This window comes from Pseudomonas sp. MIACH, from assembly GCF_001269925.1.
Lineage (GTDB): Bacteria > Pseudomonadota > Gammaproteobacteria > Pseudomonadales > Pseudomonadaceae > Aquipseudomonas.
In genome coordinates this window covers 99,675-112,809 of record NZ_LHVO01000012.1, presented here as the reverse complement: position 1 = coordinate 112,809, position 13,135 = coordinate 99,675, and the positions used below count along the sequence as shown (strand labels likewise).

General features: G+C 58.6%; 14 protein-coding genes and 1 tRNA gene. 3 read left to right on the top strand and 12 right to left on the bottom strand.

Features of this window, described 5'->3' with window-relative positions; all coding sequences use genetic code 11:
- Window positions 1–184: 184 nt before the first annotated feature.
- Entirely contained in the window at window positions 185–1,810 is a 1,626-nt protein-coding gene (locus AD670_RS04135; RefSeq protein ID WP_053128590.1) for a methyl-accepting chemotaxis protein, read from the top strand.
- Between the two features lie 167 nt (window positions 1,811–1,977).
- Here the strand turns inward: AD670_RS04135 and AD670_RS30540 are convergent, their stop codons facing one another.
- From AD670_RS30540 to AD670_RS04125, 4 genes are all read right to left on the bottom strand, one after another.
- Window positions 1,978–2,124 carry a hypothetical protein gene (locus AD670_RS30540; RefSeq protein ID WP_172681440.1) on the bottom strand — a complete coding sequence of 49 codons (147 nt, stop codon included), beginning with the start codon at window positions 2,122–2,124 and terminating at the stop codon, window positions 1,978–1,980.
- 552 nt (window positions 2,125–2,676) lie between these two features.
- Window positions 2,677–3,318, bottom strand: coding sequence for an alpha/beta fold hydrolase (locus AD670_RS04130; RefSeq protein ID WP_156338094.1), 642 nt, complete (start codon window positions 3,316–3,318; stop codon window positions 2,677–2,679).
- Window positions 3,319–3,677: 359 nt separating this feature from the next.
- Window positions 3,678–4,241, bottom strand: coding sequence for a hypothetical protein (locus AD670_RS31855; protein ID WP_256243862.1), 564 nt, complete (start codon window positions 4,239–4,241; stop codon window positions 3,678–3,680).
- A 272-nt stretch (window positions 4,242–4,513) separates the two neighbouring features.
- A tRNA-Ser gene (locus AD670_RS04125) sits at window positions 4,514–4,604 on the bottom strand.
- A gap of 152 nt (window positions 4,605–4,756) precedes the next feature.
- On the opposite strand from AD670_RS04125, the gene AD670_RS04120 reads away from it, so the two are divergent.
- On the top strand, window positions 4,757–5,428 hold the full coding sequence (locus AD670_RS04120; RefSeq protein ID WP_048728419.1) for a Bax inhibitor-1/YccA family protein: 672 nt from the start codon (window positions 4,757–4,759) through the stop codon (window positions 5,426–5,428).
- A 62-nt stretch (window positions 5,429–5,490) separates the two neighbouring features.
- On the opposite strand, the gene murB is transcribed toward AD670_RS04120, so the two are convergent.
- The 8 genes from murB to AD670_RS04080 all read right to left on the bottom strand — a co-directional run bounded on the left by murB (window position 5,491) and on the right by AD670_RS04080 (window position 12,347).
- Window positions 5,491–6,510, bottom strand: a complete 1,020-nt coding sequence (murB, locus tag AD670_RS04115; protein ID WP_053128558.1) for a UDP-N-acetylmuramate dehydrogenase — start codon at window positions 6,508–6,510, stop codon at window positions 5,491–5,493.
- Window positions 6,507–6,971 carry a low molecular weight protein-tyrosine-phosphatase gene (locus tag AD670_RS04110; protein ID WP_053128556.1) on the bottom strand — a complete coding sequence of 155 codons (465 nt, stop codon included), beginning with the start codon at window positions 6,969–6,971 and terminating at the stop codon, window positions 6,507–6,509. Before AD670_RS04110 ends, murB begins: the two co-directional genes overlap by 4 nt.
- Window positions 6,971–7,735: a 3-deoxy-manno-octulosonate cytidylyltransferase gene (kdsB, locus tag AD670_RS04105; protein ID WP_053128554.1), complete on the bottom strand. Its 765-nt coding sequence runs from the start codon at window positions 7,733–7,735 to the stop codon at window positions 6,971–6,973. Before kdsB ends, AD670_RS04110 begins: the two co-directional genes overlap by 1 nt.
- Entirely contained in the window at window positions 7,732–7,917 is a 186-nt protein-coding gene (locus AD670_RS04100; protein WP_003174668.1) for a Trm112 family protein, read from the bottom strand. Before AD670_RS04100 ends, kdsB begins: the two co-directional genes overlap by 4 nt.
- Window positions 7,918–7,941: 24 nt before the next feature.
- Window positions 7,942–8,952 carry a tetraacyldisaccharide 4'-kinase gene (gene lpxK / locus AD670_RS04095; protein WP_053128552.1) on the bottom strand — a complete coding sequence of 337 codons (1,011 nt, stop codon included), beginning with the start codon at window positions 8,950–8,952 and terminating at the stop codon, window positions 7,942–7,944.
- Window positions 8,952–9,380, bottom strand: coding sequence for a biopolymer transporter ExbD (locus tag AD670_RS04090; protein ID WP_053128551.1), 429 nt, complete (start codon window positions 9,378–9,380; stop codon window positions 8,952–8,954). The genes lpxK and AD670_RS04090 overlap by 1 nt, the downstream gene beginning before the upstream one ends.
- Complete coding sequence (locus AD670_RS04085) at window positions 9,377–10,012, bottom strand: MotA/TolQ/ExbB proton channel family protein (protein ID WP_053128550.1); 636 nt, start codon at window positions 10,010–10,012, stop codon at window positions 9,377–9,379. The genes AD670_RS04090 and AD670_RS04085 overlap by 4 nt, the downstream gene beginning before the upstream one ends.
- Window positions 10,013–10,121: 109 nt before the next feature.
- Window positions 10,122–12,347: a DNA internalization-related competence protein ComEC/Rec2 gene (locus AD670_RS04080; protein WP_256243861.1), complete on the bottom strand. Its 2,226-nt coding sequence runs from the start codon at window positions 12,345–12,347 to the stop codon at window positions 10,122–10,124.
- A 135-nt stretch (window positions 12,348–12,482) separates the two neighbouring features.
- On the opposite strand from AD670_RS04080, the gene AD670_RS04075 reads away from it, so the two are divergent.
- Complete coding sequence (locus tag AD670_RS04075) at window positions 12,483–12,998, top strand: DUF2062 domain-containing protein (RefSeq protein ID WP_053128548.1); 516 nt, start codon at window positions 12,483–12,485, stop codon at window positions 12,996–12,998.
- Window positions 12,999–13,135: the final 137 nt, after the last annotated feature.

Below are 13,135 nucleotides of genomic sequence, written 5' to 3'. Positions count from 1 at the left end.
TTTAAGTGCGCAATTATTTAGCGCGCCTATCATCTCGATTCATTTTTTTGAATTCCTCAATGTACATATCGCCGCCAGGATGCAATGGAGCGCCAATGTGCCGCCTGAAAGGCTGCTTTTGCTTGCGACCAACAGACTGACGCAGGGGGCCACTCCCCTGACACCTCGGCCCTCGGAGGCCTATATGACACTAAGATCCTTGAATATCGCGCGCAGAGCTTTCGTCTGCTTTGGCTTAATCACACTGTTGCTGATCAGCCTGGCAGGCTTCTCGTATTTGCAAATCGGCCATCTGCGCACTGCCGAACAGAACATCGAGCTGAATTCACTGCCCAGCATCCAGGTAATTGACGATATTCAAATCGCCCTTCTGCATGCCCGTCTTGAGAGTATCCGCATGCTCTCAAGTACCACCAAAGAAGTGCATGATGCGTCGCTGTCAAAGGTCGAGGAGGCCGTGGGCACACTCCAATCGAAGACAGCGTTTTATCGCGACAACTTGATAGCTGGGGAGCAGGATAAAATACAATTTGAGAAGGTCACCCAAGCAATGAACAGCTACATTGATGGACTGAGAAAAGTACTCGCCCTCGATGTACCTGACCATGAACAAGCAGTCACTTACGCGAACACAGAGCAGGCACAGCGGGCCAGCGCCTATCAAGACCAGCTGACTATTCTGCGCGAGCAAAATGCACGTCAGGCCACGGTGTCTGGCCAAGATGCGGCAGACGTATATAACCATAGCGTCAACGTACTGATAGCCGTACTGGTTGTAGCGTTTGCGCTCACCCTGATTCTGGCCACCTTGTTTACTAAAAGTATTGTGACCCCTATCAGTGCCTCTCTGAAGTTGGCAGAAGATATTGCCGCAGGCGACCTTACCCATGACCTTGAAGTCACGGGTTCGGATGAAGCATCGCGCTTGATGCATGCACTGAACAGGATGCAGAAAAACCTCCGGCACACGATCCTGGAAATCTCAGGAGCGTCTGCTCAGTTGAGTACTGCTGCCGTTGAAATGACCTCGATCACAGAAAGTGCGGATCGCACATTACAACAGCAAAACAGCGAAATAGAGCAAGCCGCCACCGCAGTCACCGAGATGAGCGTTGCCGTGGAAGAGGTTGCCCGCAATGCCAACTCCACTTCGGAAGCCGCCATGCAGTCCAGCCTGGCCGCCGATCTTGGCAACAAAAAAGTCACCGAAACCCTGACTGCCATGAGGGGCCTGACAGGATTGGTCGAAGTTTCGTCAGACCAGGTAAAAGAGCTCGCAGGTCAGGCGCAAGACATCAGCAAAGTGCTCAGCGTCATCCGGGCTATTGCTGAACAGACCAACTTGCTGGCATTGAACGCGGCGATTGAAGCGGCACGCGCAGGCGAACAGGGTCGTGGGTTTGCGGTGGTCGCAGATGAAGTTCGGGCGCTGGCGCACCGCACCCAGACTTCAACTCAAGAAATCGAACAGATGATCGCGACAATTCAAGCAGGCTCTTCCGCCGCAGTAGCATCGATGCAGAAGAGTACATCGGAGGTTTACAGTACGCGTGATACCGCAGAGCAGGCAGGCCAATCGCTTCGCCAAATCATAGACTCAGTACTCGAAATCAATGATCGCAATATCCAGATTGCAACGGCATCCGAGGAACAGGCGCACGTGGCCCGTGACGTTGATCGCAGCCTGATAAGTATCCGCGACCTTGCCGTTCAGAGCAGCGAGGGAACCCGCCAGACGTTGACTGCAAGCAATGAGCTGTCACGCTTGGCCGTCAACCTGAACGATTTGGTTCTGCGATTCAGGACGTAGGGCCGGGAGCAAACGACCACTCCTGCAGTTTCAGCCAGCACCGACCAGGCACATGCTCAGTAATGGCTTAGCTGTAGGGGTTGCCCGGCCCTATCGCGACACCCCAGATCAGCCGGTGCCGCCAAAGGGCGGCGCAGCTAATAAATTGAAGCCTGCTCTGCGTCGCCTTATAGCTGGAAACGCGAAACAACAGTACGCAACTCCCCCGTCAGCAACAAAAGCTCCTGCGCTGTCACCGCGTTGTCCTCTATGCCCTCCATCAGCGCAACACTGCTGTTGCGAATCTCGGTCACATTGCGGTTGATATCTTCCAAGACGAATAGTAATGCGGGTTTCCTGCATCTTCGCCAGGCCGGCGTTAGAGGACTGACTGGCGCACCCGGCGGCAAGGGATATTCATGGAGTTCTCACAACCCGGAGTAGGACGTTTGTACAACCATGGAACATCTTAATTGCAGTGATTTCATTGCGACATCACTGCATGAGCCTTGATTCGTAAGCCGAGACATTGAGGTCGCCGCTCGCATGAGCTGCCGGAGCCATCGCGTTGAGTTCAGGAGTTCTGGAGTCTTTTCGCAATGGCTTGCAGCTCTTCCCACGGCGTATGCGGTTGTCCGTGTAAAGCACAGCTTGGAGAGTGTACGAATTCATCCCTTCCCTGACTTTCTGACTGCCGCGCCTGGCATTTCTTGCATGAAATAATGTCCTTAGAGATTTGCCATCGGCTGCTCCATTCAATCAAATCGTCTTTGGCTGACATAAAACCTCTACAAATGCGCAATTTTTGTAAATGATGTCGAAATCCGATTTTTGTTCCGCTGAATTGGGGGGAAAAGGATTACACCCAACGACGTGTAGTACGCCGCTTATGTCAAAATTGGTGACGGCTCAGGCAGCCCATGAGCCAGATGTTTATCGATCAACCCCGCCACTTCTACGGGGTGGGTAAAGCCCAGGTCATGACCGCCGCCGGGGAGCACATGTATTTCTGCTGAGGGAAGGAGTTGCATCAATCGCTGGCCAACACCGACCGGACTAATGGGGTCGCAATCCCCCCAGATGAGCAATACGGGCATGTGCAACTCGAGCAGTCGGTGGGTGAGATCGGTGCGATCGTCGAGGAACCAACGGGGTAACTCCGGATAATTTGCGGCGAACTCCTCGCGCCAATCGTGCGCACCCAGGTCGGACATATCCACACCGCCAGAGGTGACAGTCAGGACAAGATGGGTGATCAAGTCAGGGTTCTCAAGCGCTACGCGCATAGCGACAATGCCGCCCATGGATTGCGCGACTAAAGCGGTTGGCCGGTCTATTTCAGCGACTACGCGAGCTACCAAATCATCCATGCTGGCGACGGAAGGGATTGGCGGCATATCACCGAAGCCGGGCCATCCGACATGAAGCCTCTGAGCTCTAATCCTGAGAAGTTCACACACTGGACGCCAGAACTGCGTGTTACCGGAAGCGCCGGGCAAAAATATGATTTTTTCGGGAGAGTTGATCACGGGCTCGATCCTTGAGATGGCTTGACGCATAGGCGCTAGATAAATGGGGCAAACGGCAACATTGTACGAGACCGCAAAGAGCGCGCTCAGTCGGCCTTACTCTGGCGCCCTCCTCCACGGGTATTAAGAAAATAGGCTATCTAACTATGGAGAAACCGGAAACGCAAAAGCCCCGCTTTCGCGAGGCTTTCGTTGGAATCTTGGCGGGATGCAGGGATTCGAGCCCTGGGAACGCTATTAACGTTCGCCGGTTTTCAAGGCCGCTATGCAAATTCGCGTGAGGCGAGTATTTCATCAGAGATGGAAGTCTTTTTCGGCGTTTCCTTAACTGGCAAAAGACGCACCCTAACGCGGGGTCATTATTTGGCTTGGCGAAGCACAAGCTGCGACAGACGGGTCTTAACTCGGAAACAGAATTCACGAATTTGAAATTGATAAGCGGGCATAACCATGTAGTTTAAATCGGGACCTAGTGAGTCTTTAACTTCCATGTATTTGGCAGTCTTGGCAGCAATGGCTTGGTATTCCGTCTCGTATTTAGTGTAAGACGCTTTGTTGTAAACCTTTAAGACATCCAGCTCTTTACGGCATTGCTCAGCGCGATTTTGGTTTAAGTTTTTTTCTGATTCAGGCTCAGCGGCTTCTGGAGAGGCAGGAGTTGGGGCCTCAGCACTGGCGTGTTCAGGTGCAGCCTCGTATCGCACAGACCATTTTTCTGGCGTCGCAGGTGCGACTTCCGCTGGTGCTTGCTGGACGACGGCAGGAGGTGGGGGCACTTGAGGTTTTTCTGGAGTTTTCGTAGCGCATCCCGAGAGGGCAAGTCCTACCACTACAACGATGCCACACATTTTATCCATCGGTTTCACCAAGAAGTAATTATGGTTGGCTGAGTCGTTAGGTTCTGGGTAAAAGTAATAACTCACTCAATGATCGAGTGTAAATTTTCTACCAGCCTCAAGGCGCTCAGCCTCTCTTCCTTGAGTGCGCAGATGGACGATAATAGTAAAAAAACAAACAGATGACGAGTAAAAGGTCGTCAGAAAAGTCACAAATTTGGTAGGACAATTACTGTGGCACCGAGCTGCGCATGCATCCTGATTGTAATGATGCGGAAACGATCAGCCTTTAAGAAGCCGGTGTTATCAAACCCCAGAAACACAAAAGCCCCGCTTTCGCGAGGCTTTCGTTTGAATCTTGGCGGGAAACCAGGGATTCGAACCCTGGGAACGCTATTAACGTTCGCCGGTTTTCAAGACCGGTGCATTCAACCACTCTGCCAATTTCCCTTGTGCGTCACAGGATTATGCTAGCCCATCCTGTCTCAGCGGGCGCCATAATACCCGAATGAAACACACTGTCAAACTCTCGCCATAGCTTGTTACAGAGCGTCTGTTATGATCTTTGCGACTGAACGTTTCAAAACCGAAGGAGTGTCGCCATGCGCGAACAGAATTACGCAGTGAATGGTAACGCGCAGGCTGAGCAGCTTGAAGTCAGCCGCGTGTTGCGCAATACCTATGGCCTGCTCGCCCTTACCCTCGCATTCAGCGGCGTAATGGCGTTCGTGGCCCAGCAGATGCACGTCGGCTACCCGAATATCTTTGTCGTGCTGATCGGCTTCTATGGCCTGTTCTTCCTGACCAACAAGCTGCGTGACTCGGCCTGGGGCCTGGTGTCGGCGTTTGCCTTAACCGGTTTCATGGGCTTTATCCTCGGCCCGATCCTCAACCGTTACCTCGGCATGGCCGGCGGTGCGGAAGTGGTCAGCTCGGCATTTGCCATGACGGCCCTGGTGTTTGGTGGCCTGTCGGCCTACGTGCTGATCACCCGCAAGGACATGAGCTTCCTGGGCGGTTTCATCACCGCAGGCTTCTTCGTGTTGCTGGCGGCAGTGGTTGCGGGCATGTTCTTCCAGATCAGCGGCCTGCAACTGGCGATCAGCGCGGGTTTTGTGCTGTTCTCCTCCGTGTGCATCCTGTTCCAGACCAGCGCCATCATCCACGGCGGTGAACGCAACTACATCATGGCGACTGTCAGCCTGTATGTGTCGATCTACAACCTGTTTATCAGCCTGTTGCAGATCTTCGGCATCATGAGCCGCGACGACTGATTCCTCGCTGCATAAAAAATGCCCCGTATCGAAAGATGCGGGGCATTTTTGTTTTCAGGGTTTCAGTACTGATTGGGTTCCATTTCCAGCTCGACCTTGAAACGCTGGGCGATGTCGCGCTGGATACGCTGGGCCAGGTTGGCAATATCGTGCCCCGTGGCCCCGCCATAGTTGACCAGCACCAACGCCTGCAGGGCATGAACGCCCGCATCGCCGTCTCGAAAGCCCTTCCAGCCAGCCTTGTCGATCAGCCAGCCAGCGGCCAGCTTCATCTGCCCATCCGCCTGCGGGTAGGCCACCAGGTCCGGATACTGTGTCTGTAACTCTTCAGCCAGGGCCCTGGAGACCAGCGGATTCTTGAAGAAGCTGCCGGCATTGCCCAGCACTGCCGGGTCGGGCAATTTTTCGCTACGGATGCTGCAAATCGCGCGACTGACATCGCTCGGTGTCGCCTCAGTGATCCCCTGCCCCGCCAGGCGCTGCTGCACTGGGCCGTAGTCGAGCTTGAGATGGCTGGCACGGCTCAGGGCGAAGCGTACCCGCAGGATCAGCCAGCGCCCGGTTTCGTGCTTGAACAGGCTGTCACGGTAGGCAAAGTTGCATTCTTCGAGGCTGAAGTCGCGCAGTTCGCCCGTCTGGCGATCCAGGGCGGTCAAGCCGGCAAATACGTCTTTGATCTCAACACCGTAGGCACCGATGTTCTGCATGGGTGCAGCACCGACGGTGCCGGGGATCAGGCTGAGGTTTTCCAGGCCGCAGAAGCCCTGTTCCAGGGTCCACAGTACAAACGGGTGCCAGGCTTCGCCGGCTTCGGCTTCGACCACCACCTGCACACCATCATCCTGCAGCACCCGAATGCCCTGGGTGGCCATGCGCAACACCAAAGCAGGGATGTCCTGGGTCAGCAGCAAGTTGCTGCCACCGCCGATCACCAGCAAGGGCAACGCCTGGGTCGACGCATAGGCCAGCGCCTCGCGCACATCGGCGTCGCTGTGAGCTTCGGCGAAGAGTTGGGCACGCACATCAATGCCAAAGCTGTTGAATGGCTTGAGCGACACCTGCGCCAGCACTTGCAAGGTCATAACCGCCCCTTCAATTCGATCACCAATAAATCACACGCCTGCTCGATCAGGTCCAGGACCCGTTCGAAGCCTTGTTCGCCTTCGTAGTAGGGATCTGGCACCTCGTCCACTTCAGCGTCGTAGCGGCGCAGAAACAGGTCCAGCTCCGCCTTGCCCTGGCCGGGCTGCATGGCCTTTAGATTGCGCAGGTTGCTGTTGTCCATCGCCAGGATCAGGTCATAGCGCGCAAAGTCGGCGCGGGAGACCTGCTGGGCACGCTGGCCCGACAAGTCATAACCGCGCACCAACGCCGCACGCTGGCTGCGTTGGTCCGGTGGGTTGCCGATATGCCACTCGCCAGTGCCGGCGGACGCCACCTCGACCTGCCCCGCCAACCCGGCCTCGCGCAATTTATGGCGCAGTACACCTTCAGCGGTGGGCGAGCGGCAGATGTTGCCCAGGCAGACAAACAGAACCTCCATCAGGCCCCCAACAGGCGACGGACGCGCTCAAGATCTTCCGGCGTGTCGACACCCGCAGGCGGCGCTTCCAGAGCGTCACCCACATGGATACGCACGCCGTGCCAGAGGGCACGCAGCTGCTCCAGGGATTCGGTGTTTTCCAGCCAGCATGGGCCCCAACTGACGAAGTCATGCAGAAAACCGGCACGGTAGGCATAGATGCCGATATGGCGGCGGTAAGGCACACCTTCTGGCAACACGTCAGGGTGCTTGGCGAAGGCGTCGCGCGCCCAGGGCAAGGTCGAACGGCTGAAGGTCAGCGCCAGGCCGTTGACATCACTGACCACCTTGACCACGTTCGGGTTAAACAGGGTGTCGATGTCTTCAATCGGCTCGGCCAGGGTCGCCATACTCGCTTCACCATGGGCGGCCAGGTTGGCGGCCACCTGGTCGATCACGCTCGGCGGGATCAACGGTTCGTCACCTTGCACGTTGACCACGATGGCGTCGGGCGCCAGGCCCAACTTCGTGGCCACTTCGGCCAGGCGATCAGTGCCGGAGTTATGATCTTCACGGGTCAGCACCGCCTCGGCGCCAAACCCTTTGCAGGCATCGATGATGCGCGGGTCATCCGTGGCCACCACGACACGTTCAGCGCTGCTTTTGCAGGCCTGCTCCCACACCAGCTGGATCATCGGCTTGCCGCCGATCAATTGCAGCGGCTTGCCCGGCAGGCGGGTCGAGGCGTAGCGCGAAGGAATGACAACGGTAAAGGCGGTGGTCATTTATCCAGACGCTCATCGGTGGTCAGGGTACGGGCCTCGCTTTCCAGCATCACCGGAATGCCGTCACGGATGGGGTAAGCCAGGCCGGCGCCCTTGCTGATCAGCTCGGTTTTATCGGCGCTGAGCTTGAGCGGGCCTTTGCAGATCGGGCAAGCGAGGATGTCGAGCAGTTTGGTGTCCATGAGTGTTTCCTGGAAAGAAGCGTTTTAAGGCAAGAGACGGGCGGGTAACAAGCGCATCAGCTGCGTGTCGAACCAGGCGACGAACGCCGGCGACGGCACCGCATCCACCGCAAGGTACCACCAGTCGGGCTGGGCAAAGGCGCGGCACTTCACCGCGTCCTTCTCGGTCATGACCAGCGGCAATGACGGCGTAAAATTCAAGACCTCGGCGCTGTACGGCGCATGGTCGGCAAAAGCATGGGGAATCGGCTGCCAGTGTAGCGTTTCGAGGGTGTTGAAGAAACGTTGCGGGTTGCCGATACCGGCGACCGCATGTACCTGCTGCCCCGCCGCAAAGTGCACCACCGACTTGCGCTCGCCGCTGTGCAGGTTGACGAGCGCGGTGGGTTGCAGGCGAAACGCAAAGCCATCGTCGCGATCCGAGCCGGCACCGTTGTAGAGCAGCGCATCAACACTGCGCAAACGCTCAACCGGTTCGCGCAACGGCCCAGCCGGCAGGCACCGGCGGTTGCCCAGGCCACGGGCGGCGTCGATCAACACCAGTTCGAGGTCACGGGCCAGGCGGTAGTGTTGCAGGCCGTCGTCGGAGAGGATCAGGTCGAGGGCCTCGCTGGCGAGCAAGGCCTTCACCGCGCGACTGCGGTCGGGATCGATCATCAGGGGCACGCCGCAGCGCTGCACGATCAGCAAAGGCTCGTCACCTGCCACAGCAGCGCTATGGCTGGCCTCGACACGCCATGGCAACTGCGGCGGCTTGGCGCCATAGCCGCGGCTGACCACACCTACCCGCAGGCCACTGCGCCGACAGTGTTCGATCAACCACAGGATCAACGGCGTCTTGCCGGTGCCGCCCACGGTGATATTACCGACCACCACCACCGGCACCGGCGATTGATAGATCTCGCCCTCTCCTGCCAGGAACCGCGCACGTTTGCGCTGCACCACCCGGCGATACAAAGACTCCAGTGGCCGCAACAACGCGAGCGCCGGATGGCCCTCGTACCAGGCCTTGAGCAAACGATCGGACATGGCCATCAGGGTTGGCTCGCCGCCTCGACAGTACTCATGCGCAAATGGCTGAAACCGAGCTTGCCGGCGGCGTCCATCGCGGTGATCACGGCCTGGTGCTGGGTCTTGCCATCGGCGCTGATGGACAACGGCATCTTGGTATCGCCGCCGGACTCTTTCTCCAGGGCAACGATCAGGCTGGCGAGGTCGTTTTTCTCCAGCAACTGGTTATTCACCGAAAAAGCTCCGTCAGCGCTGATGGCGATGTCCAGTTGCTTGACTTCCTGGTCTTCGGCCGGCGAACCACTGACGGCTTCCGGCAAGTCGACGCGCAACTCGGTCTGCCGGGTGAAGGTGGTGGTGACGACAAAAAACAGCAGCAGGATAAACACCACGTCGATCAACGACGCGAGGTTGATATCGACATTTTCCCGTTGCTTGCGGCGAAATTTCACGCTTTGTCCCCAACCAGGTCCACATCACGGTCGCCCTGAACCACCTCCACCAGCTTGATGGCTTCCTGCTCCATGCCGACCACCAGCTCATCGATGCGCCGTTGCAGGAAGCGGTGGAAGAACACCGACGGAATACCGACCATCAGGCCCGCCGCCGTCGTAATCAGGGCCTTGGAGATGCCGCCGGCCAACACGGCCGCGTTGGTGGTCATGCCCGACCCCATGAACGAGCTGAAAATATCGATCATGCCCAGCACCGTCCCCAGCAAACCTAGCAGCGGCGCCATGGCGGCGATGGTGCCGAGTGCGTTGATATAGCGCTCCAGTTCATGAATGACCCGGGCGGCTGCCTCTTCGATGCACTCTTTCATGATCTCGCGACCATGCTTGGAGTTGGCCAGGCCCGCGGCGAGGATTTCACCCAACGGCGAATTGGCGCGCAGTTCCTTGAGCTTTTCCTTGTCCAACTGCTTGTTCTTGATCCAGCCCCAGACCTGCCCCAGCAGATGCTCGGGGGTAACGCGGCTGGCACGCAGGGTCCACAAACGTTCGGCAACGATGCCGAGTGCGGCGATGGAGCTCAAGATGATCGGCAACATCATCCAGCCGCCAGATTTGACCAATTCCCACACAGTGAATGTCCCCTCGAAAAAGTGCGCCACTTTACCATATAGGTTCGGCGGCGGGGCTCGTCGACCACAGACGCGCCTGTCTTGGGCTGCGGCCTTCAGCAAAGCTGGATTAAGGTAACGCTTCGCGCCAAAAACGGCGTTGACTACGCGCAACAGTCGGTGGCTTGAAAGACCCCAATTGCACGCGCACCGCCCCCTGCTCGGCACTGTCGTAGATCTGGCTGCCCAGTGTCCAATAACGCTCCACCACCTGCGGGTGAGGATGGCCGAACGCATTGCCACGGCCCCGGGAAATCAGCACCGACGTGGGTGCCAAGCGCTGTAGAAAAGGCCATGACGACGAACTGCGACTGCCATGGTGAGGCGATTGCAGCCAATCGGTGCGCACGGCCAACGATGAGGCGAGAAATGCCCGCTCGGCCGCCCGATCAATATCCCCGGTGAGCAGCAGCCGCTCGCCATTGGCCTCGACCTGCAGAACACAGGACTTAGGGTTGCCATCAGTCGCGTCAGGCCACTGCCACAGTTCGAATGACACGCCGTCCCACACCCACCGCTCACCGCTGATACAGGGCTGGGTTCCGAGAAACGCCGGCAACCCCTCGGTTTCACCGCCCACGACACGCCGGATCGGCACCCCTCGGGCAACCGCCGTCGCCCCACCGGCATGATCGGCGTCGGCATGGCTGAGTAACATCATGTCCAGCGCCCCGATGCCGAGCTTTTTCAACGCCGGCAATACCACGCGCGCACCGAGGTCCGCCGTCCCCGAACGCGGCCCGGCATCGTAGAGCAACGTGTGATGGCGGGTGCGCAGGATCAATGCCTGCCCTTGCCCAACATCCAATTGCACCACTTCCACCCGCCCATGGGGCACCGGCTCGCGCGGAGGAAATACCGCCAACAACAGCAGCGGCCAGCCCAGCAGCCGAAACGGCACGCCTTTGGGCAGCAAAACCAGCACCGCGCCGATCAGGCTGATCAGCCAGTACCCCACCGGCACCTCGGCCGGTATCCAGGCGGGCATTATCCCGGCGAGCCACGCCAAGCCCTGGAACAACCCGTCAAGCGCCCCACCCGCCAGCCACAACATGCCCTCGCCCAGGTACGGCAGCGGCAGCAATACGCTGCCCAGCAACGCCAGCGGCAACACCACCAGGCTGACCCACGGTACGGCAATCAGATTGGCCAGCGGCGCAGTGACGCTGACGGGCAAACCGAGTACCAGTAACACCGGAAACAGACCAATGGCAATCAACCACTGAGGGCGTGTCCATGCCTGCCAGACACTCCAAGGCCCCAGACGCCCACCCAATGCCAGGACCAACACCGCGACCGCCGTAAACGACAGCCAGAACCCTGCCTGCAAGCTGGCCAATGGTTCCAGGATCAGCACGCCATTGAGCGCCAGCAACAACGGCCACCAAAACCCCAGATGGCGGAAGCGCAAACGCCACAGCAGCATTAACCCCACCATCACGCAGGCGCGCTGCACGGGCACACCAAACCCTGCCAGCAGGCCGTACCCCAATGCAGCGGCGAACGCCAGGCCACACGCCCACGGCAGCCACGGCCAGCTACGGGGCCAGTAACCGTAGCGTGCCAAGAGCGCGATCAACCCGTAGATCAACCCCGCCAGCAAACCAATGTGCTGGCCGGAAATCACCAGCAGGTGCACCGTGCCGGTGTCCTGCAGCACCTGCCAATCCTCGGCTGCCAGCCCGGAGCCATCTCCCAATACCAAGGCCGCCAGGCCCGCCTCGCGGCCTTGGGCGTCCACCGCCATCAGGCGTTGGCGGACAGTGTCACGCCAGGCATGACGAGCCGGCGCCAGGCGCTCACCATCCTTCACCGTGCCGGTGGCGCCCACACGCTGGGCCAGCAGCCACGCTTCCTGATCAAAACCATGAAAATTCAGCAGCCCGGACGGCCGCTTGAGCGTTACAGCCAGACGCCAGCGCTCGCCACTGCGGACCGGCGGACCGCCGTGCCAGGACACACGGATGCGCTTGGGCAACCGGGCTTTGCGCGCGCGGCTGTCGGTCAGCTCGAAACGCACGCCCGTATCCGTCTGCTGCGGCAACCCGGTGACACGGCCTTCCAGCCATCGCGTCTGGCCATCAAGCTGCGGGCGCAGTCGATCATCCAGCGCCCACTGTGCGCTGATGCACCCCCAACTCAAGCCCAGCAGGAAAAATGCCAATGGAAACGTGCGAAAGGGCAATAACATCAATGCCAGCACCAGCATGGCCAGCAGCCACCCGGTCGTCGGCAACCCAGGTAGAAAGCGCAGGGCAAGCAACCCCAGCGCCAGCGCGAACATCCCTGTCCTCATGAACCCTCCTTTTCAAGTGATCCACTCAGTCTTAGCCGGGTGCCCAGCGTGGCCTATGATGTTTTGTCACAAAGTCTGAATTTTCTGTTTATAGAATGCGGGCATACTTGCCCCTCGAACTGACCTGGACCCCTTATGCCTCGGCGCTTATTCAAACGGTACATGCCCGACCCCACCAGTATCAGGGAACACAAGTCTTTACAGTTTCTTGGCACATTGCTGCATGATCCGAACCTCTGGCATCTGAATCGGCACTCAGTGGCACGCGCCATGGCGGTGGGTCTGTTCGCGGCTTTCATCCCGATCCCGTTGCAGATGCTCTTGGCGGCGGTACTGGCAATCACCGTGCGCGGCAATATGCCCATCGCCGTCAGCCTGGTCTGGCTGACCAACCCCATCACCATGCCGGTGGTGTTCCTTTGCACCTATATGACCGGCGCCTGGCTGATGAATGTCCCGCCGCGCAGCCTGCCCGATGACCTGACCTGGGAATGGATCAGCGGCCAGTTGAGCACGCTGTGGCAACCCTTCCTCTTGGGTTCGGTGGTATTGGGGCTGGTGTTGGGCGCCCTGGCCTATTGCCTGACCATGGGCTATTGGCGCTGGTGGGTCGCGCACCAATGGAAGAAGCGCAAACAGCGCCGCGCTTGAAGGTCAGTACAAGCACCGATACGCACGCCAATCGCTTTCAAAACACGCATTCTCCATGCGTGATTATTCAAGATAACCTCGCCACAGCCAGTCGCCCCCGGGGCGCCAAATAGCCCGAAGATTGACGCCTGTCATTA

Bases quoted from the DNA above. Each gene is read 5' to 3' on its own strand.
- AD670_RS04135 (WP_053128590.1), top strand. From the start codon at position 185: ATGACACTAAGATCCTTGAATATCGCGCGCAGAGCTTTCGTCTGCTTT.
- AD670_RS04120 (WP_048728419.1), top strand. From the start codon at position 4,757: ATGCGCGAACAGAATTACGCAGTGAATGGTAACGCGCAGGCTGAGCAG.
- murB (WP_053128558.1), bottom strand. From the start codon at position 6,510: ATGACCTTGCAAGTGCTGGCGCAGGTGTCGCTCAAGCCATTCAACAGC.
- AD670_RS04110 (WP_053128556.1), bottom strand. From the start codon at position 6,971: ATGGAGGTTCTGTTTGTCTGCCTGGGCAACATCTGCCGCTCGCCCACC.
- kdsB (WP_053128554.1), bottom strand. From the start codon at position 7,735: ATGACCACCGCCTTTACCGTTGTCATTCCTTCGCGCTACGCCTCGACC.
- AD670_RS04100 (WP_003174668.1), bottom strand. From the start codon at position 7,917: ATGGACACCAAACTGCTCGACATCCTCGCTTGCCCGATCTGCAAAGGC.
- lpxK (WP_053128552.1), bottom strand. From the start codon at position 8,952: ATGGCCATGTCCGATCGTTTGCTCAAGGCCTGGTACGAGGGCCATCCG.
- AD670_RS04080 (WP_256243861.1), bottom strand. From the start codon at position 12,347: ATGAGGACAGGGATGTTCGCGCTGGCGCTGGGGTTGCTTGCCCTGCGC.
- AD670_RS04075 (WP_053128548.1), top strand. From the start codon at position 12,483: ATGCCTCGGCGCTTATTCAAACGGTACATGCCCGACCCCACCAGTATC.